General features: G+C 60.2%; 17 protein-coding genes. 4 read left to right on the top strand and 13 right to left on the bottom strand.

Features of this window, described 5'->3' with window-relative positions:
- Window positions 1–18 precede the first annotated feature (18 nt).
- From ACB040_RS00210 to ACB040_RS00200, 3 genes are read left to right on the top strand one after another with little or no spacing between them, the layout of a single operon-like run.
- Window positions 19–1,155, top strand: a complete 1,137-nt coding sequence (locus tag ACB040_RS00210) for an FIST C-terminal domain-containing protein (RefSeq protein WP_338774575.1) — start codon at window positions 19–21, stop codon at window positions 1,153–1,155.
- Window positions 1,152–2,609 carry an HD domain-containing phosphohydrolase gene (locus ACB040_RS00205; RefSeq protein ID WP_338774574.1) on the top strand — a complete coding sequence of 486 codons (1,458 nt, stop codon included), beginning with the start codon at window positions 1,152–1,154 and terminating at the stop codon, window positions 2,607–2,609. The genes ACB040_RS00210 and ACB040_RS00205 overlap by 4 nt, the downstream gene beginning before the upstream one ends.
- A 1-nt stretch (window position 2,610) precedes the next feature.
- Window positions 2,611–4,155, top strand: a complete 1,545-nt coding sequence (locus tag ACB040_RS00200; RefSeq protein ID WP_371153937.1) for an HD domain-containing phosphohydrolase — start codon at window positions 2,611–2,613, stop codon at window positions 4,153–4,155.
- Between the two features lie 64 nt (window positions 4,156–4,219).
- Here the strand turns inward: ACB040_RS00200 and purL are convergent, their stop codons facing one another.
- Window positions 4,220–8,143, bottom strand: coding sequence for a phosphoribosylformylglycinamidine synthase (gene purL, locus ACB040_RS00195; protein WP_371153939.1), 3,924 nt, complete (start codon window positions 8,141–8,143; stop codon window positions 4,220–4,222).
- Window positions 8,144–8,292: 149 nt separating this feature from the next.
- On the opposite strand from purL, the gene mltF reads away from it, so the two are divergent.
- Complete coding sequence (gene mltF, locus ACB040_RS00190) at window positions 8,293–9,777, top strand: membrane-bound lytic murein transglycosylase MltF (protein ID WP_005344877.1); 1,485 nt, start codon at window positions 8,293–8,295, stop codon at window positions 9,775–9,777.
- 372 nt (window positions 9,778–10,149) lie between these two features.
- On the opposite strand, the gene ACB040_RS00185 is transcribed toward mltF, so the two are convergent.
- The 12 genes from ACB040_RS00185 to pepB (ACB040_RS00130) form a co-directional block, all read right to left on the bottom strand.
- The gene (locus ACB040_RS00185) at window positions 10,150–10,374 is read right to left on the bottom strand and encodes a zinc ribbon domain-containing protein (protein WP_005333789.1); all 225 of its coding nucleotides are present in this window, start codon (window positions 10,372–10,374) and stop codon (window positions 10,150–10,152) included.
- A 124-nt stretch (window positions 10,375–10,498) separates the two neighbouring features.
- Complete coding sequence (gene der, locus ACB040_RS00180; RefSeq protein WP_005333794.1) at window positions 10,499–11,995, bottom strand: ribosome biogenesis GTPase Der; 1,497 nt, start codon at window positions 11,993–11,995, stop codon at window positions 10,499–10,501.
- Between the two features lie 74 nt (window positions 11,996–12,069).
- Window positions 12,070–13,254, bottom strand: coding sequence for an outer membrane protein assembly factor BamB (gene bamB, locus ACB040_RS00175; RefSeq protein WP_371153942.1), 1,185 nt, complete (start codon window positions 13,252–13,254; stop codon window positions 12,070–12,072).
- Complete coding sequence (locus ACB040_RS00170) at window positions 13,247–13,897, bottom strand: tetratricopeptide repeat protein (protein WP_019446074.1); 651 nt, start codon at window positions 13,895–13,897, stop codon at window positions 13,247–13,249. The genes bamB and ACB040_RS00170 overlap by 8 nt, the downstream gene beginning before the upstream one ends.
- 3 nt (window positions 13,898–13,900) lie before the next feature.
- Window positions 13,901–15,178: a histidine--tRNA ligase gene (hisS, locus tag ACB040_RS00165; protein ID WP_005351051.1), complete on the bottom strand. Its 1,278-nt coding sequence runs from the start codon at window positions 15,176–15,178 to the stop codon at window positions 13,901–13,903.
- 138 nt (window positions 15,179–15,316) lie between these two features.
- Entirely contained in the window at window positions 15,317–16,432 is a 1,116-nt protein-coding gene (gene ispG / locus ACB040_RS00160; RefSeq protein WP_362808386.1) for a flavodoxin-dependent (E)-4-hydroxy-3-methylbut-2-enyl-diphosphate synthase, read from the bottom strand.
- A gap of 10 nt (window positions 16,433–16,442) precedes the next feature.
- Complete coding sequence (gene rodZ, locus ACB040_RS00155) at window positions 16,443–17,411, bottom strand: cytoskeleton protein RodZ (protein ID WP_362782025.1); 969 nt, start codon at window positions 17,409–17,411, stop codon at window positions 16,443–16,445.
- A complete protein-coding gene (tapF, locus tag ACB040_RS00150) occupies window positions 17,401–18,192 on the bottom strand; it encodes a PilW family type IVa pilus biogenesis/stability lipoprotein TapF (RefSeq protein ID WP_085943024.1) in 792 nt (263 codons plus the stop codon). Before tapF ends, rodZ begins: the two co-directional genes overlap by 11 nt.
- A gap of 11 nt (window positions 18,193–18,203) precedes the next feature.
- A complete protein-coding gene (locus ACB040_RS00145) occupies window positions 18,204–19,307 on the bottom strand; it encodes a bifunctional tRNA (adenosine(37)-C2)-methyltransferase TrmG/ribosomal RNA large subunit methyltransferase RlmN (RefSeq protein ID WP_005344856.1) in 1,104 nt (367 codons plus the stop codon).
- 167 nt (window positions 19,308–19,474) lie between these two features.
- Window positions 19,475–19,903: a nucleoside-diphosphate kinase gene (ndk, locus tag ACB040_RS00140; RefSeq protein ID WP_005333805.1), complete on the bottom strand. Its 429-nt coding sequence runs from the start codon at window positions 19,901–19,903 to the stop codon at window positions 19,475–19,477.
- A gap of 267 nt (window positions 19,904–20,170) precedes the next feature.
- Complete coding sequence (gene pepB / locus ACB040_RS00135) at window positions 20,171–21,454, bottom strand: aminopeptidase PepB (RefSeq protein WP_371153946.1); 1,284 nt, start codon at window positions 21,452–21,454, stop codon at window positions 20,171–20,173.
- Window positions 21,451–22,755 carry an aminopeptidase PepB gene (gene pepB, locus ACB040_RS00130; RefSeq protein WP_371153948.1) on the bottom strand — a complete coding sequence of 435 codons (1,305 nt, stop codon included), beginning with the start codon at window positions 22,753–22,755 and terminating at the stop codon, window positions 21,451–21,453. Before pepB (ACB040_RS00130) ends, pepB (ACB040_RS00135) begins: the two co-directional genes overlap by 4 nt.
- Between the last annotated feature and the right edge of the window lie 66 nt (window positions 22,756–22,821).

The following is a 22,821-nucleotide window of genomic DNA, read 5'->3' as shown; positions in this document are numbered from 1 at the left end:
GGAATGGAGTTCAGATTGATGAAGCAACACTACGTTTGCCAATTTAACCCGACAGAACTGGCCGCCACGCTGGCACCCTTGCAAGGAGGCAAGCTGACCATACTGCTGGCCGAACAGGATTGCGCACAGGTCCCCCTGTTGCAGCAGTTGTGCCGCGACTTCAACATCGCCCTGGATGGCGCCATCTTCCCCCAGCTGATCGGTGCGCAAGGATTGTTGCCGCAAGGGGCCTGGCTACTGCCCAGAGCCAACCCCTATCACGCCACACTGCTGCCACTGACACCGCAGACCAGCGCAGCATCCCTTGCCCACCTGATTGCGGAACAGGTGGAGACCATGCTGGCCACCTGGCCAACCCCTTCGCCGCCACCAACCCTGTTTCTGACCTTCGACAACCTCATTCCCAATATCGCCTCCATTCTGGATGCGCTTTATCTGCAACTGGCCAATCGCGTCAACTATGCCGGCGCCAACGCAGGCAGCGGCAGCTTCACCCCCCTTGCCTGCCTGTTCGATAATCAACGGCAACTTGCCTACGGGGTCAACTGCACACTGCAGCCCAGCAACAGCTTTCCCTTTCTGGAACATGGTTACCAACTCTCGGCCCAACCGATGCTGGCCACCAGCAGTGAAGCGAACAAGATTGCCTACATCGATTGGCAACCGGCCTTTCAAAAATATCAGGGGCTGATCCGCCAGCAATTCCAGCACACTATGGTGCGCGAGGAGCTCTACCGTTTCGTGGTGCACATGCCACTGGGCCTGCTGCGGGCCAACGGGGATGTGATTGTCAGGATCCCCGTCGAGGCAAACGATGACGGCGCCCTGCTCTGCGCCGGCGAGGTCGCGGAGCACAGCATCCTCACTCTGCTGAAGGCGCCAGAGAGTGCCACCGAACATGCCTGCTTACTGGCCAGGCGCCTCAACCAGCAACAAACCCTCACCCGGGCACACTTGCTGGAGGTCTACTACTGCGCAGGACGCCAGCTGCACTTCGACCAGCAGACGGTGACCGAGCTGCGCACCCTGCTGACCCACTCGGGGGCCGGCGATCTGGCAGGAGCCCTCTCCCTTGGCGAAATTGGCAGCGTGCGCCATGGGGATTACCCCCAATTTCATAACGGCGCCATTCTCTGTAACGGGGTATTGATATGAACAACGACCACGCCATGGCCATCGTCTGCGATCTGGCGCTCTGCATCGGGCGTGAAGTGACGCTGGATGCGCTGCTCACCAAGGTACTGCAACGCTTCATGCATCACTGCGCCACGCCAGTTGGCGCGGTATTGCAGCAACAACGGGAGGGATACAAGCTGCTCAAGGTGATCGGCGACGAGCAGCTGCGCCAGCACACCGGCACCACCCTGACCCTGCCTGGGTGGGTCAGCGAGGAGGAGCTCTGCCTGCTGCAACAGACGCTCCCCCTGCCGGGCAGCCGCCCCTACCAGTTTGCCTATCGGCTCAAGGTTGAAGGGGGTTATCTCATCTTGCTGCTCGCCCCCCAGCCACATCAGCAGATCGTACCGGTCTGCCATCTGTTCAGCCCGGTACTCGGCAACCTGGCCCGCGCCATTTCCCTCTGCAAGGACAGCGAGCTGCTCGCCCTGCGTCAGCAGGCCGAACTGAAGGATCTGAAACACTTCAACGAATCCCTGCTCAAGGCTATCCCGATCCCGGTGTTCTACAAAGATATCGAAGGGCGATTTCTGGGCTGCAACCAGGCCTTCAATCAGGTGATCGGCATCGGCAAGGAGGCGCTGCTGGGTCGACGGGTCGAGGAGCTGCTGCCAGTCGGGCTTGCCGAGGCCTACAGCATGCGGGAAGCCGAGTTGCTGCGAAGTCGCCAGCCCCAGTGCATCGAACAGCAGTTGCATGATCGCAATGGCATGCGCTATCAGGTCATCTGTTTCAAGGATCTCTTCTATGACCATCAGGGGATGGTTGCCGGCATCATCGGCACCCTGGTCGACATCACCCGCCTCAAGGAGAGCGAGCGCCACCAGCGTGAGCTGCTGTTCCAGACCATCAGTGCCCTCGCCAGCGCCATCAGCCACAAGGATCGCAACAGTGCGGGCCATGAGCTGAGGGTGCGCGATTTGGCACTGGCCATCGGGCAGGCCATGCAACTGCGGCAAGAGCGGCTGGATGCGCTAGGACTGGCGGCCATGGTGCACAATATTGGCCTGCTGCAGATCCCCACCGAGATCATCACCCGCCCACGTGAATTACGGCCGGTGGAGTTCGAACTGATCAAGCAGCACCCCCAGGCCGGCCACGATATTCTCAAACAGATCGACTTCCCCTGGCCCATCGCCACCATAGTGCTGCAGCACCACGAAAACCTCGATGGCAGCGGCTATCCGCAGGGGCTGGCGGGCAACGCCATTACCCTGGAGGCGCGCATTATCCGGGTGGCCGACTCGCTGATCGCCATGACCTCCCATCGCCCGTTCCGCCGGGCCATGCCCCTGAGTGACGCCTTTGCCGAACTGACCCGCTATGCCGGGATCCATTACGATGAAAAAGTGGTCAACAGCTGTATCGTGCTCTGGCAGACCGGCTACCACTTCGGCCCTCCCATCAGTCAACTTGCAGACAAGGCGGGATAAGATGTCCGAACTCCTCACCTCCTGTGCACTCCCCCACCCACTGACCGATGCGCTCCCCTCCTCGGCGCTGTTGCTGACCCAGGTGATGGATCAGCTTCCCTATCGGGTGCTGCTCAAAGACACCCGATTCAGCTACATTGCGGGCAACCGCCTGCTGGCGGCGGATCTCGCCCTCTCCCCAGAGGCACTGGTGGGCAAGAATGACTGCGACTTTTTTCCCCCCGAACTGGTACAGCGCTATCGGGAGGATGACACCCGAGTCATGCGCGAGGGGATACACCAGCACATCGAAGAGCCCTATCTGAAGGGGGGAGAAGCCCGCTGGCTCAGCACCACCAAGTTTCCCCTGCGTGATGAGGCGGGGGTCATCGTGGGGGTCGGCGTCTTCTTCGAGGACATTACCGAGCAGAAATGGCAGCAGGAGAAACTGCAACAGTACAGCTGGACCCAGCAGGCGATCAGCCGCGCCCACCACGCCCTGCTCAAACCGGGCGATGAGCCACAACTGCTGCAGGATATCTGCGATGCCATCGCCGTCGATGACCGTTTTCCGCTGGTCGCAGTGCTGCAAGGCCAGCCCGAACTCGCCCAACCGCCGAGGATCGTGGCGCAGGCAGGCAGTGCCGATGCCTCGGAACAAACGCTGTGGCTGAACGATGAGGCCCTCACCCAGGCCATCCTCCACCAGCGGCGTCTCAATCAGGTGATCTTCCACGAGCGGCCCCATACCGGCCACCATCCGTTGCGATCCCGTCTGCTGATCCCTCTGCCACTGCAGGAGGATCTGGCCGGTGCGCTGATCATTCACAGCGACCAGCCACGGCTGTTCAGCCAGGAGGAGGAGCAACTTTTTATCCAGCTGACCGACTACCTCGCCTACGGCCTGCAGGCGCGCCATACCCAGCAGGCTTATCTGCGTTCGCAACAGGAGAAGATCTTCCATGCCCGCCAGCTGGAGCTGGCATTGGAAGATGCGCTGGGTGCCATCGCCGCCGTGCTGGAGCAGCGCGATCCCTATACCGCTGGCCATCAGAAACATGTGGCCAAGCTGGCCCAAGCCATCGGCCGGGAGCTCAGGCTGGAAGAGAAGCGGCTGCGGGGGATCTATCTGGGCGCCATGGTGCACGATATCGGCAAGATCCAGGTACCGGCTGAAATTCTCACCAAACCGGAGCGCCTCACGCCGCTGGAGTTCGAGCTGGTCAAGGAACACCCCGCCATCGGCTATCTGGTGCTCAAGGATATCGACTTCCCCTGGCCCATCGCCCGGATGATCCACCAGCACCACGAGTATCTCGATGGCTCCGGCTATCCGCAGGGGCTCAAGGGGGATGAGATCCTGCTGGAGGCCCGCATCCTCACCGTCGCCGATATCGTCGAATCCATGTCCTCGGATCGCCCCTATCGCGCCGCCCTCGGCATTCCCCAGGCCCGTGAGCAGATCATCCAGATGCGCGGCCATCAGCTCGATGCGGATGTGGTGGATGCCTGTCTGCGGATCCTCGACCGGGGAGACTTTATCCCCCAACCGCTCGGCAAGCCGTAACGACACGGATAAAAAAACCGGCCAATTGGCCGGTTTCTGTTTTTATGCGCTGGCGCTCTCTCTATTAACCCAGACGAACCCGTGCGTTGCGGAACATCCGCATCCAGGCGCCGCCCTCACCCCAGTTATCAGGGTGCCAGGAGTTGGCCACGGTGCGGAACACCCGCTCCGGGTGCGGCATCATGATGGTGGCTCGGCCATCGGTGGTGGTCACGGCGGTGATACCATCCGGCGAGCCGTTCGGGTTGGCCGGATACTGCTCGGTCACGCTGCCGCGGTTGTCGACAAAGCGCAGTCCTACCAGACCGCTCTGCTGCAGTGCGTTCAGGTGAGCGGCATCGCGCACCTCGACACGCCCTTCCCCGTGGGAAACAGCAATGGGCATCACCGAACCTGCCATGCCGGCGAAGAAGGCCGACGGGGACTCCTGCACCTCAACCAGACTGAAGCGGGCCTCGAAGCGCTCGGAGCGGTTGCGCACAAAGCGCGGCCAGAGATCGGCGCCCGGGATGAGATCCCGCAGGTTGGACATCATCTGGCAACCGTTGCAGACGCCCAGCGACAAGGTGTCACCACGCTCGAAGAAGCGCTGGAACTGCTCGCGGGCGTTGTCATTGAACAGGATGGACTTGGCCCAGCCTTCCCCCGCACCCAGCACGTCACCGTAGGAGAAACCGCCACAGGCCACCAGGGTCTGGAACTCCTCCAGCTTGATGCGACCGGAGAGAATGTCGCTCATATGGACATCGACCGCCGCGAAACCGGCACGATCGAACGCCGCAGCCATCTCCACATGGGAGTTGACCCCCTGCTCGCGCAGCACCGCCAGACGGGGGGAGACCCCACGGGCAATGTAAGGTGCAGCCACATCCTCGGACGGGTTGTAAGTCAGCTTGGCCTGCAGACCCGGATCGGTGGCGTCCTGACGAGCAGCATGCTCCTGATCCGCGCACTCGGGGTTGTCGCGCAGGCGCTGCATCTGCCAGCTGGTCTCGCCCCAAATGGTGCGAAGGGCAGTGCGGCTGGCGCGATAGACCTCCTGACCGGCACGTTGCAGGGTGATGAGATCCCCCTCGCGCACCGTGCCGAGCACGTGGGAGCAAGCCGCCAGACCGTGACCGGCCAGCAGGGTCATCACCGCTTCCTTATCTTCGCGGCGCACCTGAATGACGGCGCCCAGCTCCTCGTTAAACAGAGCAGGCAGCAGCTCGCCGCCGATGCGATCGAGCTGGATGTCGAGGCCGCAGTGACCGGCAAACGCCATCTCGGTCAGGGTGACGAACAGGCCACCGTCAGAGCGGTCGTGATAGGCGATCAGTTTGCGATCGGCCACCAGCGTCTGAATGGCGTTGAAGAAGCCCTTGAGCTGGACCGGGTTGTCGAGATCCGGCGCCTTGTCACCCAGCTGGCGATAGACCTGCGCCAACGCAGATGCGCCGAGGCGCTGCTTGCCACTGCCAAGGTCGACGAGGATAAGGTCGGTTTCACCGAGATCGGTACGCAGTTGTGGCGTGACGGTGTTGCGCACATCTTCGACCCGGGCAAACGCCGAGATGAGCAGGGAGAGCGGCGAGGTAACGCTGTGCTCCTTGCCATCCTGCTGCCAGCGGGTCTTCATGGACATGGAGTCCTTGCCCACCGGAATGGTGATACCAAGAGCCGGGCAGAGCTCCTCGCCCACCGCTTTGACTGCCTCATAGAGACCGGCATCTTCACCCGGATGACCGGCAGCGGCCATCCAGTTGGCGGAGAGCTTGACCCGCTTCAGCGACCCGATATGAGCCGGCGCCAGGTTGGTGAGCGCTTCCGCCACCGCCATACGAGCGGAGGCGGCGTGGGAGAGCAGCGCCACTGGGGTACGCTCGCCCATGGACATGGCTTCGCCGTGATAGCTGTCGTAGGTGGCAGCGGTGACGGCGCAATCGGCCACCGGGATCTGCCAGGGGCCAACCATCTGGTCGCGATTGACCAGACCGGTCACGCTGCGATCGCCGATGGTGATAAGGAAGGACTTCTCCGCCACGGTCGGCAGGCGCAGTACCCGCTCGGCCGCGTCACTCAAAGTGATGCCATCGAGCTGGAGCGCTTTGCCCTGTGCTGGCAGGGTCACCACGTCACGGTGCATCTTGGGCGCCTTGCCCAGCAGCACGTCCAGCGGCAGATCGATGGGCTGATTTTCAAAGTGGCTGTCAGAGAGGGTCAGATGCTTCTCTTCGGTCGCGGTACCGATGACGGCATAAGGAGCGCGCTCACGCTCGCACAGGGCCTTGAACAGCGGCAACTTGTCCTGCGCTACCGCCAGCACGTAACGCTCCTGGGATTCGTTGCACCAGATCTCCAGCGGGCTCATGCCCGGCTCGTCGCTCTGGATGGCGCGCAGATCGAAACGACCGCCACGCTCACCGTCGTTGACCAGCTCCGGCATGGCGTTGGAGAGACCACCCGCCCCCACATCGTGGATAAAGACGATAGGGTTGTCGTCCCCCAGCTGCCAGCAGCGATCGATCACCTCCTGGCAACGGCGCTCCATCTCGGGGTTATCACGCTGCACCGAGGCAAAGTCGAGATCTTCGGCTGACTGGCCGGAGGCCATGGAGGATGCGGCACCACCGCCCAGACCGATGTTCATCGCCGGGCCGCCCAGCACGATCAGCGCCGCGCCGACCGGGATATCCCCTTTCTGGACATGCTCGGTGCGGATGTTGCCGATGCCGCCCGCCAGCATGATGGGCTTGTGGTAGCCACGCACCTCGACGCCATTGTGGCTCGGCACCTCCTCTTCGAAGGTACGGAAGTAGCCGAGAATGGCCGGACGGCCGAACTCGTTGTTAAACGCGGCGCCGCCGAGCGGCCCCTCCTGCATGATGTCGAAGGCACTGACGATACGGCTCGGCTTGCCGAAATCCTGCTCCCAGGGCTGCTCGAAGCCGGGAATGCGCAGGTTGGAGACGGAGAAACCGACCAGACCCGCCTTGGGCTTGGCACCGCGACCGGTGGCCCCCTCGTCGCGGATTTCGCCGCCGGAGCCGGTGGCTGCACCCGGGAACGGGGAGATGGCGGTCGGGTGGTTGTGGGTCTCCACCTTCATAAGGATGTCGACCTGTTCCTGGTGATACTGGTATTCGCCGTTGGCCGGGCTCGGGAAGAAGCGGCCCCCCTGGCTCCCTTCCATCACGGCGGCATTGTCTTTATAGGCAGAGAGGACATGATCCGGCGTCTGCTCGAAGGTGTTCTTGATCATCTTGAACAGCGACTTGGGCTGCTGCTCGCCATCGATGGTCCAGTCGGCATTGAAGATCTTGTGACGGCAGTGTTCGGAGTTCGCCTGGGCGAACATGTAGAGCTCGATGTCGTTGGGGTTGCGACCCAACTTGGTGAAGTTCTCCACCAGATAGTCGATTTCGTCGTCGGCCAGCGCCAGACCGAGCGCCACGTTGGCTTCGGCCAGGGCTGCGCGACCACCGCCCAGCACATCCACCTGGGTGAAGGGGCGCGGCTCGTGGTGAGCAAACAGGGCGGCAGCTTCGCTCATCTCGGCAAACACCACTTCCATCATCCGATCATGGAGCACGGCGGCAATGGCGCTGCGCTGGGCGGCACTCAGCTCACCCTGCCCCTTGATGGTCAGGTAATAGGCAATACCCCGCTCCAGCCGCTTGACCTGTTTCAGGCCGCAGTTGTGGGCGATGTCGGTTGCTTTGGAAGACCAGGGGGAGATAGTGCCGAGGCGGGGGGTAACAAGAAACAGCTGACCGCTGGGGGTGTGTTCGGGGATAGTCGGGCCGTAGCGCAAGAGCTGGCCCAAGGTCGCTCGCTCGGGGGGAGAGAGGGGGCTTGTCAGCTCGGCAAAGTGCACATACTCGGCATAGACATCCTCTATCTCTACTCCGCTCTCTACTCCACTCTCGTTTCTCATCTGTGCGAAGCGTTGCAGCAGTTTTTGGACACGAAAATCAGACAGTGCTGGGGCACCACGCAAGATATCCATATGACCTTTCTCACCAAGTTTTAAAGTGGGGGGGAATTGAGACGCGCGTATTATAGGGATCTGGCTCACAGCGGACAAACGTTTTTCTCACTTCGAGCAGTGTGACTCTGCGCACACTCTCTGGTATAAAGGTGCCTCTTTTTTGACAAATGCCGATTTTTTCAACAAAGGTACTCACCTACTTGCGCTGCATTTTTCGACTGTTTATCGGGCTGTTGTTGACGCTGACGCTGGTTGGCTGCGACTTCTATAGCCCCTCCAGCCAGCTGGAGCAGATCCGCCAGCGAGGCGAGATCCGGGTTGGCACCATCTATGGTCCCACCTCCTATTACCAGCGTGACGACCTCGCCCAGGGGTTCGATTACGAGCTGGCGCAAAATTATGCCGACTGGTTGGGGGTGAAACTCACCATCATCCCGGTCGACACCACTGACCAACTGGTCACCCTGCTGAAAAAGGGCAAACTCGATCTGGCGGCTGCCGCCATCATGGTCACCCCAGAGCGACGCGAGCTGTTTCGCTTCGGCCCGGGCTTCTATCAGGTCTCTCCCAAACTGGTCTACCGCAACGGCAAACCCAAGCCTGCCTCGTTAAACGATATCAAGGGCAAGCTGGTGGTGGCCGCCGGCTCCACCGGTGAAGATCTGCTCAAAGAGATGAGCAAAGAAAATCCGAAACTAGCCTGGAGCACCAGCGACAACGCCGATGTAGAGGAGCTGCTCAAGCAGGTGGTGGATGGCAAGATTGACTACACGGTGGTGCAGGATACCGTGCTGGCCCGTACCCAGCGCTACTACCCGGAGCTCACCGAGGGGCTGACCCTGGCCCAGAAGCAGACCGTTGCCTGGGCCATGAGCAAGCTGCCCGATGACAGCCTCTATGCCAGCGTGATCGACTTCTTCGGTCAGCGCTTTATGGATGGTGCCATCGCCAAGCTGGACGAGAAGTACTTCGGCCACGTGCAGAACTTCGACTTTGTCGATACCCGCACCTTCCTCAAGCGCGCCAAGAGCCTGCTGCCCAAGTACCAACCGCTGTTCCAGACTCACGCCAAGAATATCGACTGGCGTCTGCTCGCCGCCATCAGCTATCAGGAGTCCCACTGGGACCCGCAGGCCCGCTCCTACACCGGCGTGCGCGGCATGATGATGCTGACCGAGCCCACTGCCAAGGCGATGGGAGTCAACGACCGGCTTCATCCGGAAGAGAGCATCAAGGGTGGCTCCCTCTATCTGCAACAGATGATGGAGAAGGTGCCGGATTCGGTGCCCGATGACGAGAAGGTGTGGTTTGCCCTCACCGCCTACAACATCGGTTACGGCCACATGATGGATGCCCGCCGCCTGACCAAAGAGCTCGGCAAGAATCCCGACGCCTGGAGCGACGTGAAAGAGGTGCTGCCGCTGCTACAGCAAGCGCGCTGGCACCGCAAGGTGCGTTATGGCTATGCCCGTGGCAGCGAGGCGCGCAACTATGTCAACAACGTGCGCCAGTATTACCAGAGTCTGCTCTGGCTCGACAACGAGCAACAGAAGGCACATCAGCGGGAGAGTCTCGACAACGACAGCGAGCCCGAGCTGGCCGAGCGCCCCACCGCCATCGCCGAAGTGGTCAATCAGATCACCATGCGCTAACCAGCCATTATTCGGCTGTTTTCACGCAAACTTCTCTGTTACCATCGATTCATATCGGAGCCTATCCGAAATCGCATTGTTTTCATTATGTTGAGAGATTAAATAACAGCAATTTCGGATGGGCTCCATCAATGACCCAAGGCCGGGATGGCCAACTGAGTTGGGAGGAGACCAAGATGCAAAAACGTAGAAAAATCAGTCTGGTCAGAAAAGCGAAGTGCAGCTGGAGCCCCAGACGCAAACTCAAGCTTAATGACATCAAGCGCAATCTGTGGCGCAGAAATCGATCCTATACCCTGCTTATTGCAGAGCACACAGCATAAACCCGGCATTCGCCGGGTTTTTTATCTTCTTTCTCACCTGAATACTGTCTTACACCAGCGCCGCCTTGAACTGTACCGACCGCTTGGAGATCAGCGAGTTGCAGTGGTTGCAGAAGTAATCCACCGCGCCGCACGCCTTGAGACGTTCCAGCTCCTGCTGGCAGGTGGGGCAGATGGCCGTGACGCGAACAGGGGCCTGGCACTGGCCACAGGTTTGCTCCTTGCTGCGGGTATCCAGTTCAGCCTGGCATGATGGACAAAGCAGGGCTTCCATAATCAACTCCTCGAAAAGTGGATCTGCCATGGTCTTGTTCCATGGCAGATCCCCCTCACCTTATTCCTCACCTTAACATGGCGAGGATAACAAAGCGGCTGCCGGTGAGGGCAGCCGCAAGGACTTATTTCTTCTTCATTTTCAGCAGGCGTTTGCGCTGACGTTCCTGACTCAGGGTCATGGTGTTCTTCTTCCCTTCAAACGGGTTGACCGACTCCTGGAACTCGACCCGGATCGGCGAGCCCATGATCTTGAGGGACTTGCGGAAGTAGTTAATCAGATACCGCTTGTAGGAGTCCGGCAAGTCGTTCAGCTGGTTGCCGTGGATCACGATGCGCGGCGGGTTGTAGCCACCGGCGTGAGCATATTTGAGCTTGACGCGGCGACCATTGACCATCGGCGGCTGGTGATCTTCCTGCGCCATCTGCATGATGCGGGTCAGCATGGCCGTGCTGGTACGACGGGTGGCGGACTGGTAAGCCTCCTGAATGGATTCAAACAGATGGCCGACACCGCTGCCGTGCAGGGCGGAGATGAAGTGGACGCGAGCGAAGTCGATGAAGCCCAAGCGACGATCCAGCTCGTTCTTTACATCCTCTTTCACCTTCTGATCCAGACCATCCCACTTGTTCACCACCAGCACCACGGAGCGACCGGCGTGGAGCACATAGCCAAGGATGCTCAAGTCCTGATCGGTGATGGTCTCCTGGGCGTCGATCACCAGCAGGCAAACGTTGGCATCTTCGATGGCTTTCAAGGTCTTGATAACGGAGAACTTCTCCACCGTCTCGTGCACCTTGCCACGACGACGTACACCGGCGGTGTCGATGACCACATACTTCTGCTCGTCACGCTCCATCGGAATGTAAACGGAGTCACGGGTGGTGCCGGGCATGTCATAGACGATGACCCGATCTTCACCCAGCATGCGGTTGGTCAGGGTAGATTTACCGACGTTGGGGCGACCAACGATGGCGAACTTGATAGGCAGGTCGGCGAACGGGGTCTCCTTGGTGTCCTCTTTGGTATCGAGTTCACCGGCAGCCACCATGCGCAGCAGGGCTTCTTCGTCGAAGTCCTCCTCTTCCTCATCCTGCGCATCTTCATCGGTAGCGGAGTCGACCAGGGTCTCCAGATGGGGAGCCAGGGCCAGTTCCAGCAGGCTCAGCACGCCACGACCGTGAGCGGCCGCGATCTGGTAGACCTCGCCCAGCGCCAGACCGTAGAACTCGGAGACCGCGGAATCACCGTCGATACCGTCGGTCTTGTTGGCCACCAGAAATACCTTCTTGTGGGCCTTGCGCAGGTGCTCGGCAATGGCTTGATCCGCCGCGGTCAGACCGGCACGGGCATCCACCATGAACAGCACGACGTCCGCTTCTTCGATGGCCAGCAGGGATTGCTCGGCCATCTTCAGCTCGATCCCCTCTTCGGTGCCATCGATACCGCCGGTATCGACCACGATAAATTCCAGCTCGCCCAACTTCGCCTGACCGTATTTACGGTCCCGGGTCAGACCGGGAAAATCGGCAACCAGGGCATCCCGAGTACGGGTCAAGCGGTTAAACAGGGTGGATTTCCCCACGTTGGGGCGGCCCACCAGGGCTACTACAGGAGTCATAAAAGCCTCATTCTCAAGACGACAAAGGCTCCGGGTCCGAAGACCAGGAGCCGGATATTCACATTATCGGACGATCAAGGACGCTTGAGGGCGTACAACTTACCGTCACGGCTCTGCACATACAGGGTCTCGCCATCCACCAGCGGGGCGGCATAGAGACCACTGCTATCGAGCTGCTGCATCGCCTTGATGGTACCGTCGGTACGATCAAGCCAATACAGGTATCCTTCCACATCACCCACCACCACATAGTCACCGAAGATGACAGGTGCAGTGACGGTACGATTTTCCAGCTGGGTGTTTGACCACAGCTCCAGACCGTTGCGACGGTCGATGGCAAACAGGTGGCTGCGACTGTCGGTCAGCACGATGGCATTGCCGGTCATCGCCAGATCGCGATAGCCGGAATACTTGCGCTTCCACACTTCATCGCCGGTCATCAGCTTGCGCGCCATCAGCTGACCGTTGTAGGCGATGGCGTAGAGCTCATCACCGGCGATCAGCGGGCTGGCATCGACGTCAACCATGCGGTCCAGCTCGGTGGCACCGCGCGGATCAGCCACCTTAGACTGGCGCACCGGCTGGCCGTTGCTCAGCAGGGCGATGCCCACCTTGCCATCGGCACGACCGTAAATCACGGCGCCGTTGGTGATCACCGGTGCACCGGCACTGCGCAGGGTCAGCGGCGGCTGCTCTTCGGAGAGCGACCACTGCAACTTGCCTTCATCAGTGTCGAGGGCGATCAAGCGACCGGAGGTGGTCAACACCACCACGCGGCCATCTTCCACCGCGGGGCTTGCCACCACTTCGCCGGGCACATTGGTCTGCCACAGCACTTCACCGTTCTCTTCGTTAAGGGCGTAGACCACCCCGTTCTCGGAACCGAGGAACAGCTTGCCGTAACGGGAAACCAGGCCGCCGGAAAGGCGGGCGCTGCGCTTGTCGGCGTTGACCGGCAGGTCGGCCAGATCGACACTCCAGAGGCGATCGCCACTGGCACGGTCAAAGGCGCTGACATCGCCGTCGCGGGCCGCCGCGTAGATGCGATCCTCTTCCACCACCGGCTTGAGCTGGGAGTAGAAGTCACCGATACCATCACCCACAGTAGATGACCATGCGGTGTCGGCAGTGAAGGCAGATTCAACCTTGGGCAGCGGCGCCATCGGGTTGAGATCCTCTTCGGAACTGAACAGGGAGCACCCCTGCAGAGCGAAGGAGACCGCAGCCCCCAGCGCCACCATCTTGAATAGATTACGCATCCGGTGCCTCACCAGTCGCAACGGCCGGCAGGGCCAGATCGTCCATTTTCAGCTTGAGCTCGGCGCTACCCTGCAGGCCGCCGGCATCCGCCGCCGCCTGATAGGCATCACGAGCCTCTTCGGTCTTGCCCTGCTTTTGCAGCACATCACCACGGGCTTCGGCTACCTGCGCCTTGAAGGCCTCATTCTGGATGGTCGCCAGCTTGGCCAGCGCTTCATCTGCCTTGCCCTGATCATTCAGCACACGGGCCAGACGCAGCGCCGCGATGGGACGAATGCTCTCGTCACCCGTGGTCGCCACCAGCTCCAGCTGCTCGGCAGCCAGATCCAGCTTGCCCGCCTTGACGGCAGCGGCAGCCAGTTGCAACGCGGCCAGTTCACCGTAGGAGTCACCCTTGTTGGCAGTGACAAACTGCTGTGCCTGCTCGAAACCGGCGGTATCGCCCTTGGCAAGCTGCTCAATCACCTGGTTGTAAGAGTGGGAGGATGCCTCCATGGTCTCTTGCTGGTGCTGGTTGTAATAGCGCCAGCCGAACAGACCGACCAGACCGATCACGGTCCCGGCAATCACCGAGGTTCCGTTCTCTTTCCACCACTCCTTGATAACCTCAACCTGTTGTTCTTCGGTGGTATAGACTTCCACAGCTTACTCTCCTTTGGCTGCCAGCAGGGCAATGGCGGCGTCAACCTTGACGGTCTGTTGCTCGGCCTGACCACGCAGATATTTGATAGTGATCTCCCCGTTTTGCACCTCGGTCTCACCAAGGATCAGGGCGATTGCCGCGCCGCTCTTGTCGGCACGTTTGAGTTGTTTCTTGAAGTTGCCACCACCGCAGTGGCTCATGAGGCGCAGATCCGGCAGGGCATCGCGCAGACGCTCGGCCAGCTGGAAGCCAGCCTGTTCGGTCCCCTCGCCCACCATCGCCAGATAAACATCCACTGCCGGGCGGATATCGGCGTTGAGCTCGAGAGTCTCCAGCATCAGCACCAGACGCTCCATGCCCATGGCAAAGCCCACGGCCGGGGTCGGTTGACCGCCCAGCTGCTCTACCAGACCATCGTAGCGGCCACCGGCACAGACGGTGCCCTGGGCACCCAGACTGCTGGTGACCCACTCGAACACGGTCAGGTTGTAGTAGTCAAGACCACGCACCAGACGCTCGTTCACTTCGTATTTGATACCGGCAGACTCGAGCAGGCGCTTGAGCCCCTCGAAGTGGGCCAGGCTCTCTTCGCCCAGATGGTCGAACAGACGCGGGGCACCCGCCAAAATGGCCTGCACCTTTTCATCCTTGGAGTCGAGCACCCGCAGCGGGTTGCTGTACATGCGGCGCTGGCTCTCTTCGTCCAGCTGCTCCTTGTACTGCTCCAGATAGGCCACCAGCGCATCGCGGTAAGCGGCACGCTCGGCGCTCTGACCCAAGGTGTTGAGCTGCAGGGTGACATGCTCGCTGATGCCAAACAGACGCCACAGACGGTGGGTCAGCATGATCAGCTCAGCGTCAATGTCCGGCCCGTTGATGCCAAACAGCTCGACACCGAACTGGTGGAACTGGCGATAACGGCCCTTCTGGGGACGCTCGTGACGGAACATGGGGCCCATGTACCACATCCGGCGTTCCTGGTTGTAGAGCAGACCGTGTTCGATACCGGCACGGACGCAGCTGGCGGTCCCTTCCGGACGCAGGCTCAGGCTGTCGCCGTTGCGATCTTCAAAGGTGTACATCTCTTTTTCGACCACGTCGGTCACTTCACCGATGGCGCGCTTGAACAGATGAGTCTGCTCGACAATCGGCATGCGCACTTCGCTGTAGCCATAGCTGGCAACGACCTGGCGCAGGATCTGTTCAACCTTCTGCCATACCGGGCTCTGCTCCGGCAGGCAATCATTCATACCGCGAATAGCTTGGATCTGTTTTGCCACGTTGATACTCGAGAAAAAGAGGTAAAATTTGGCCGCATTATAGGGATTTTCCCCCCCAAGGTAAAATCAGGGAATCCGGATGCGGGATTTAAAATCAGTCACCTGGAAAAAGGGCCACCCAATGTGGCCCTGTTTCGCTCACTCCTTGTCCATCGGGATCCGGTTGGCGGGATCCAGCATGGCGGCGCGGGCGCGAATGCGGCGCTCCAGAGTTGGAATGAGATCCTTGTTGTCGAGCCGATCGACCCGCTGGCCCCCCTCATAGAAGGCACTCTTGTTGGCGGCACCCGCCAGACCAAGATCGGAGACGAGTGCTTCGCCCGGGCCATTCACCACGCAACCGATGATGGAGACATCCATCGGGGTGATGATATCTTCGAGCCGCTCTTCCAGCGCATTGACGGTGGCGATCACATCGAACTCCTGCCGTGAGCAGGATGGGCAAGCGATAAAGTTGATGCCACGGGAGCGAATACGCAGGGATTTGAGGATATCGAAACCGACCTTCACCTCCTCCACAGGATCCGCCGCCAGCGAGATACGCAGGGTATCGCCGATGCCGTCGGTGAGCAGCATGCCCAGACCGATGGCAGACTTCACCGCGCCGGCACGGAAACCGCCCGCTTCGGTGATGCCAAGGTGCAGCGGCTGCTCGATCTGCTTGGCCAGCAGGCGATAGGCACCGACGGCCAGGAACACATCAGAGGCCTTGACACTCACCTTGAAGTCCTGGAAATCGAGGCGATCGAGGTAGTCCACGTGACGCATGGCGGACTCCACCAGCGCTTCGGGGGTCGGCTCGCCGTACTTCTCCTGAATATCTTTCTCCAGCGACCCGCCATTGACCCCGATACGGATCGGGATATTGAGGTCGCGCGCGCAATCGACCACCGAGCGCACCCGCTGCTCGTTGCCGATGTTGCCCGGATTGATGCGCAGGCAGTCAGCGCCATACTCGGCCACTTTCAGGGCGATGCGATAGTCAAAATGGATATCGGCAACGATGGGGATGCGGGTCTGCTGTTTGATGAGCCGGAAGGCTTCCGCCGCTTCCATGGTGGGCACGGAAACCCGGACGATATCGGCACCAACCCGCTCGATCCGCTGGATCTGCTCGACAGTGGCGGCGACATCTGTGGTCTTGGTGTTGGTCATGGTCTGCACGGTAATGGGGGCATCGCCCCCAACCGGTACATTACCAACCATGATCTGTCTGGATTTACGACGAATGATGGGTGATTCGTGAGAAGACATGGGAAACAGATTACTCCTGCGGCAGTGAGAAGCGGGCTGTACGACCGTTGTTGTAACGGCTCATATCAAACGACTGACCCTTGTAGTCAAGCTTGACGGCCATGGGCGCGCCAATGATGAACTTCAGGGGCTCGGCGCCTTCCAGCACCAGCTCGTCGTTGGCCTTCTTCAGACCACTAAACAGGGTCTTGCCGTTGGCATCCTTCACATCCAGCCAGCAATCGGCAGTGAAGCTCATCTTCAGTTGCGGCGCAGTCGCCGGATCAACGACAGCCTCTTCAGATTCGGTGCCATTGGCGCCGGATACTGCAGCATCGGTCGCAGTGCCGACAGCCGCACTGACATCGGTCGGGGCAACAGCCGCAGAAGCAGGCGCCAGGGTAGCCGTCGCATCGGAGACCACCGCAGGGGCAGCCACGTCCGTGGCGGCCGGTGCGATGGCAGCGCCTTCCACCGGAGCGGTATTGATCGCATCGGGCGGCGTGATAGCAGGTTCAGCCGGAGTCGAACTAGTTGCACTCATCTCGGTGGCTGCCAGCGCTTCATCACCGGCGGAGCGGCGTGAAGTACTCTGCCACCACCAGGCGACCGAGAGCGCAATCAACACCAGGATCACCAGCCAGGTCACCACCTTGAGCCGACTGTCGTTGGCTTGCTGGCGGGAGCGACGGGAGAAGCTCTGCATGTCGATATTGTCGGGAGGAGTCAGACCCAGCTTGTCGTAAGCGGCCAGAATGGTCTCGTCGGGGATCCCGACCAGCTTGGCATAGGTACGCAGATAGCCCCGAATAAAGGTATGGGAGGTGTGCTTGTCGTAGGTATCCGATTCGATAGCGGCGATCAGGGTCAGACGAAGGTGAATGCGGGACGCAACCTGTTCTCGTGTCCAGCCAAGCTGTTCACGGGCGTTGCGCAGCAATTGGCCTGGGCCTACTGCCTGGGAGTCGTCTTGGAAATCGTGTTGCTGTTCAATAGTCATTGGCTAAATAACGCTTGGCTTGTTGCGAAGTGGGATATTGCCTTACCAGCTCAGTCCCGAATTGGTGAAGTAATGCCGGCTTGTCCATCGCCTGTGCCAGCCGAAGTCTCAACCAGAGACTCTCCTCGTTCTCGTCTGACACATCGGCAAAACGGGCGAGGTAGGACTGCACATCAGGCAGCTTGCCATCTTTCATGGAAAGCTCGGCCAAGTCCAGCAATAACCCTGGATTGCGGGGATTATACCCCAAGGCCAGGCGATAGTACTCGCCTGCTTTATCATTTCTGCGATTTTGCAGCGCACAAAGTGCCGCATTTTCATAGGTATCAGCAATTTTTACGTAGCCTGGCTGAATAACAGCCTGGTTGAACGCCTGATCTGCCTCGGCATACCTGCCGCGATCACAGAGGAAGGCACCATAGTTGTTCATTGCGTCAGCATTGGACGGATCCATGGCAAGGGCGTTCTTGTAATGGGTCTCGGCTGCCTTGAAATCTCCTACCTTCTGGTAAAAGTAGGCAAAACCGATCTGGATCTGGGGGTTGGAGGGGTCATACTGGAGGGCGCGGTCAAGATTGAACTTGGCCTGCTCGGCATTGCCCTGACGCAGGTACTGGATACCCAGGTCAAGGCGGGTTTGGGCAGCCGCCTTGAGGTCAGGACCCACTTCACGCTGGGTCGAGTTCTGGCCAGCGTAAGTGGTCTCGGTCACACAGCCTGGCAGCGCGCAGAGCGCTGCCACTACGATCAATGTACGTGTATCCATTCCCTGTCTATACAATGGCTTAGCATTTAAACCATTTTGACGGAAATCCCATCCTGTTGCATCCGATTTTTGATAGTTCGCTTGGTACGGTCAATCACGTCACCCACCAGCTGACCACAGGCGGCATCGATGTCATCACCACGGGTCTTGCGGACAATCACGGTGAAACCGTACTCCATCAGCACCTTGGAGAAGCGATCGATACGGCTGTTGCTCGGCTTGCCGTAAGGGTTGCCCGGGAAGGGGTTGAACGGGATCAGATTGATCTTGCTCGGCGTGTCCTTGAGCACTTTGGCCAGCTCGTGCGCATGCTGCATATCGTCATTGATATGATCGAGCAGCACATATTCGACGGTCACCCGGCCACCGTTGGCATTGGATTTGGCCAGGTAACGACGGACACCGGCGAGGAACTCCTCGATGTTGTATTTGTCGTTGATCGGCATGATCTCTGAACGCAGCTTGTCGTTCGGGGCGTGCAGGGAGATAGCCAGCGCCACGTCGATCTGGTCACCCAGCTTGTCCAGCGCAGGTACCACGCCAGAGGTGGAGATGGTCACCCGGCGCTTGGAGATGCCAAAGCCGTAGTCATCCATCATCAGACGCATGGCGGGCACCACATTGGCGAGGTTGAGCAGCGGCTCGCCCATCCCCATCATCACCACGTTGGTGATGGGACGCTTGCCACCGACCACGCGGGCCGCACGCCACACCTGACCGATGATCTCGGAGACTTTCAGGTTGCGGTTGAAGCCTTGTTGGGCGGTAGAGCAGAACTTGCACTCCAGCGCACAGCCAACTTGAGAGGAGACGCAGAGGGTCGCGCGGTCATCTTCCGGGATGTAGACGGTCTCGACCTCCTGATCGCCCACCTGCAGGGCCCACTTGATGGTGCCATCGGCAGAGCGCTGCTCGCGGCTGATCTCGGGCGCCTTGATCTCGGCGATCGCCTTGAGGCGCTCTTTGAGCACCTTGTTGACGTTGGTCATCTGATCGAAATCATCACACCCAAAGTGATAGATCCACTTCATGACCTGATCTGCCCGGAATGGCTTCTCGCCCAGTTCGACGAAAAAGGCACGCATGGCATCCCGATCAAGATCCAGCAGGTTGATTTTTGTTTCGCTCATCAATGGCCTCAGTTCAAACACTTCATCAATTATTGGCTGACGACGTCAGGGGGCGGCATTGTACAAATAATGGGTCTGGCTTTCCACCTGGAGAATAGAGGGATATTGCGTAAACGGCGAAAACAACAAAGGGAGCCGAGGCTCCCTTGGGTCATCATCCACGTAAATCAGCCGCGCGGGCAGATCTCGTTGTCAGAGAAGAAGTAGGCAATTTCGCGGGCAGCGGATGCCGGTGCATCGGAGCCATGTACTGCGTTGCGATCGATGCTCTCGGCATAACAGGCACGCAAGGTACCAGCCAGCGCCTCTTTCGGGTTGGTAGCACCCATGATCTCGCGATTGCGACGGATGGCGTCTTCCCCTTCCAGCACCTGCACCATGACAGGGCCAGAGGTCATGAAGCTGACCAGATTGTCATAAAAAGGCTTGCCCTGATGCTCGGCATAGAAACCGGCAGCCTGTTCACTGCTCATGTGCAGCATTTTGGATGCCACCACTTTCAAGCCTGCGCTTTCGAAACGGCTATAGATGGCACCGATCAGGTTCTTGCTGACAGCATCCGGTTTGACGATAGAGAAGGTACGTTCGATGGCCATTGATATCTTTCCTTAACTACAGAGTTTTATTGTTAGAATCCATGTTCGCTGGCGATTATACGTAAACAAAAACCGGAAAAACACACAAACAAGCAACTTTTTATTAAACATCACTCCCTCGCAATCAACATCCACACTCATCTTGACCGAGCAGAGCCGGAAAATATGTGCGCTTGCGCACGATAGTTACCTTAAGCCGCCAAAACCCCATCTTTTGTTCACAATTCGAACAGCATGAAAAAGGCACCCGAAGGTGCCTTGTCTCGCCTATTTGGCTTCAGCCAGCAGGGCCCGCGCTATGGTGCGCATCCCCAAGGTATTGGCCCCCGGCGCCCAGAGAGCATCGCCGTTGTCACTGAAGCAGGCGGCCAGATCGATATGCAACCAGCCCATCCCTTCGTTGGCAACGAAACGGGAGAGGAAACCCGCCGCGTTGGAGGCGCCACCCGGCCCGCCCCCCTTCACCGGACGGCTGTTGGCCGTGTCGGCGTAATGGGAAGGGCACTGCTGGCGGTGCCAGGGCTCCAGCGGCAGCGGCCAGGCTGGCTCATGCTCGGCATCGGCATAAGTCATGGCCCGGCTTACCAGCCCTTTATCGAGGCCGAACAGAGCATTGTAGCGCCCACCCAGCGCCATCACGGCTGCGCCAGTCAGGGTTGCGGCATCGATGATCAGCGGTGCGCCGGACTCGCTCGCCAGTTGCAGGCCGTCGGCCAGCACCAGCCGCCCCTCAGCGTCGGTATTCACAATCTCGACCGTGGTGCCATTCTTGTAGGTGAGGATATCCCCCAACTTGTAGGCGTGGCCGGAGACCAGGTTCTCGGCGCAGCAGAGGATCAGCTTCACCCGCTTGTCGAGCCCGCGCAGCATAGCCAGCGCCAGCGCACCGGTGACCATCGCCGCGCCCCCCATGTCGCACTTCATGGTGAGCATCCCCTCGGAGCTCTTCATGGAGTAGCCGCCGGAGTCAAAGGTGATCCCCTTGCCCACCAGCGCTGCCGCCACCGGCGCCTTGGGGTCACGCCCCGGGTTGAAGTCGAGCTCCAGCAATACCGGTTCGCGCGCACTGCCGCGGCCCACCTGATAGAGACCGACCCAGCCCGCCTGTTGCAGCGCTTCGCCTTTCAAAATGCGATGACTCACCTTGTCCGGCGCCAGCTCGGTAATAAAAGAGGCCGCTTCCACCGCCAGCTCCAGCGGGCCCAACTGCTCCGGGGTGGCATTGGTCATCTCGCGCACCCAGCGGCCGCAGAGCCAACGCGCTTCCAGCTCCTCTCTGTCCTCTTCCGAGGACATGGCCCACTGCAGTTGCACCTCCGCCTTGGGGGTTTGCAGCCCTTGGGCAAAAGCCCACTGCTGTTCACGCTCCCAGTGACCAGCCAGGGTCACTTTCTGGATCCCCTGCTGGCAGAGGCGACGGGCCGCCTGCTGGATATCGAGCAGCGGATTGGCCGTCACCAGATGGATCACCATGCCGTCGGCACGGTGAGAGAGCAGCGCACCCTCCCCCCACTCGGCCGATGCAAATTCACGACTTAACCAGACATTCATGCGGTCACCTCCTGCAGCCAGCGTGCGATTGTGCGCAGACCGTGGCCCTTGGCGCCGGTCGCCCACAGATCGTTGCCCGATTTCTGATAAGAGGCCGACAGATCCAGGTGCACCCAGCCCTTGCCCTCATCGCGCACGAAGCGGGAGAGGAACGCAGCAGCCGTGGTGGCACCGGCCGTGCCTTCTGCCGAGGCGACGTTGCCCAGATCGGCAAAGGCCGAGGTGAGCTGGCTGGCATGCCAGGGCTCCAGCGGCAGTGCCCACGCCTGCTCGTTTTCCACCTTGGCGGCGGCCAGCGCACGCTGCTGTTCGGTCTCATCGAGGGCAAACACCGCATTATAATCGCGCCCCAGCGCCATCTTGGCGGCGCCGGTCAGGGTGGCTGCGTCAAGGATATAAGCCGCACCGCTGTCGGAGGCCGCCATCAGGCCATCGGCCAGCACCAGACGACCTTCCGCATCGGTGTTCTGGATCTCGACCGAAACCCCATTCTTGTAGGTGAGGATGTCGCCCAGTTTGAAGGCGTGGCCGGAGACCAGGTTCTCGGCGCAGCAGAGAATGAGCTTCACCCGCTGGTTCAGACCGCGGCTGATAGCCAGCGCCAGCGCGCCGGTCACCATGGCCGCGCCGCCCATATCGGACTTCATCGGCAGCATGTTGTCAGAGGACTTCATGGAGTAGCCACCGGAATCAAAAGTGATCCCCTTGCCCACCAGCGCCGCCACCACGGGTGCATTGCGATCCCCGGTCGGGTTATAGTCGAGCTCCAGCAGCACAGGCTCGCGCTCACTGCCACGGCCAACCGACCAGATCCCGATATGGCCGGACTCGCGCAGCGCTTCACCGGCGGTGATGCGAGCTGTAACCTGATCCCCGGCCAGACCACGAATGAGCAACAGGGCCGATTCCGCCAGACTCATGGGGTAGATCTCTTCCGGACAGCCATTGGTGATGTCACGTCCCCAGCGAGCTGCCTTGAGCAGCGCATCCAGTTCACGGGCATCCCCGTCGCTCTGCTGGCCAAAATCCAGTTCACGCGCACCCTTGGCGGCGTAGAACCCCTGGGCGAACGCGTAGCGACGCTCCAGATCCCAGCCTTCACCGACCAGCATCACCCGCTTGATCCCGCTCGATTCGAGGCGACGGGCGGCGCGCTGAACGGTACGCAGAACATCCTTCTCCTGACCGGCGGCACCAAGATGGATCAGTGCCTCGTCGCCATTGAAACTGAGCTGGGCGCCCTCGCCCCAATAAGCGGCCGCAGCCTGGGTGGATAACGCTACCTTCATCATGTCAGCCATCGTGTTTGCTTCCTTTTTACTGGCACTATGTATAAGCACTCTTTATGGGCAAAGAGCTTATTGGCA

The sequence above is a fragment of the Aeromonas sp. S11(2024) genome, from assembly GCF_041402345.1.
Lineage (GTDB): Bacteria > Pseudomonadota > Gammaproteobacteria > Enterobacterales > Aeromonadaceae > Aeromonas > Aeromonas veronii.
This window is presented reverse-complemented; position numbering and strand designations above follow the sequence as displayed.

Coding starts and splice junctions, on each gene's coding strand:
- ACB040_RS00210 (WP_338774575.1), top strand. CDS start 19: ATGAAGCAACACTACGTTTGCCAATTTAACCCGACAGAACTGGCCGCC.
- ACB040_RS00205 (WP_338774574.1), top strand. CDS start 1,152: ATGAACAACGACCACGCCATGGCCATCGTCTGCGATCTGGCGCTCTGC.
- ACB040_RS00200 (WP_371153937.1), top strand. CDS start 2,611: ATGTCCGAACTCCTCACCTCCTGTGCACTCCCCCACCCACTGACCGAT.
- purL (WP_371153939.1), bottom strand. CDS start 8,143: ATGGATATCTTGCGTGGTGCCCCAGCACTGTCTGATTTTCGTGTCCAA.
- mltF (WP_005344877.1), top strand. CDS start 8,293: ATGCCGATTTTTTCAACAAAGGTACTCACCTACTTGCGCTGCATTTTT.
- ACB040_RS00185 (WP_005333789.1), bottom strand. CDS start 10,374: ATGGAAGCCCTGCTTTGTCCATCATGCCAGGCTGAACTGGATACCCGC.
- der (WP_005333794.1), bottom strand. CDS start 11,995: ATGACTCCTGTAGTAGCCCTGGTGGGCCGCCCCAACGTGGGGAAATCC.
- bamB (WP_371153942.1), bottom strand. CDS start 13,254: ATGCGTAATCTATTCAAGATGGTGGCGCTGGGGGCTGCGGTCTCCTTC.
- ispG (WP_362808386.1), bottom strand. CDS start 16,432: ATGTCTTCTCACGAATCACCCATCATTCGTCGTAAATCCAGACAGATC.
- rodZ (WP_362782025.1), bottom strand. CDS start 17,411: ATGACTATTGAACAGCAACACGATTTCCAAGACGACTCCCAGGCAGTA.
- ACB040_RS00145 (WP_005344856.1), bottom strand. CDS start 19,307: ATGAGCGAAACAAAAATCAACCTGCTGGATCTTGATCGGGATGCCATG.
- ndk (WP_005333805.1), bottom strand. CDS start 19,903: ATGGCCATCGAACGTACCTTCTCTATCGTCAAACCGGATGCTGTCAGC.
- pepB (WP_371153946.1), bottom strand. CDS start 21,454: ATGAATGTCTGGTTAAGTCGTGAATTTGCATCGGCCGAGTGGGGGGAG.
- pepB (WP_371153948.1), bottom strand. CDS start 22,755: ATGGCTGACATGATGAAGGTAGCGTTATCCACCCAGGCTGCGGCCGCT.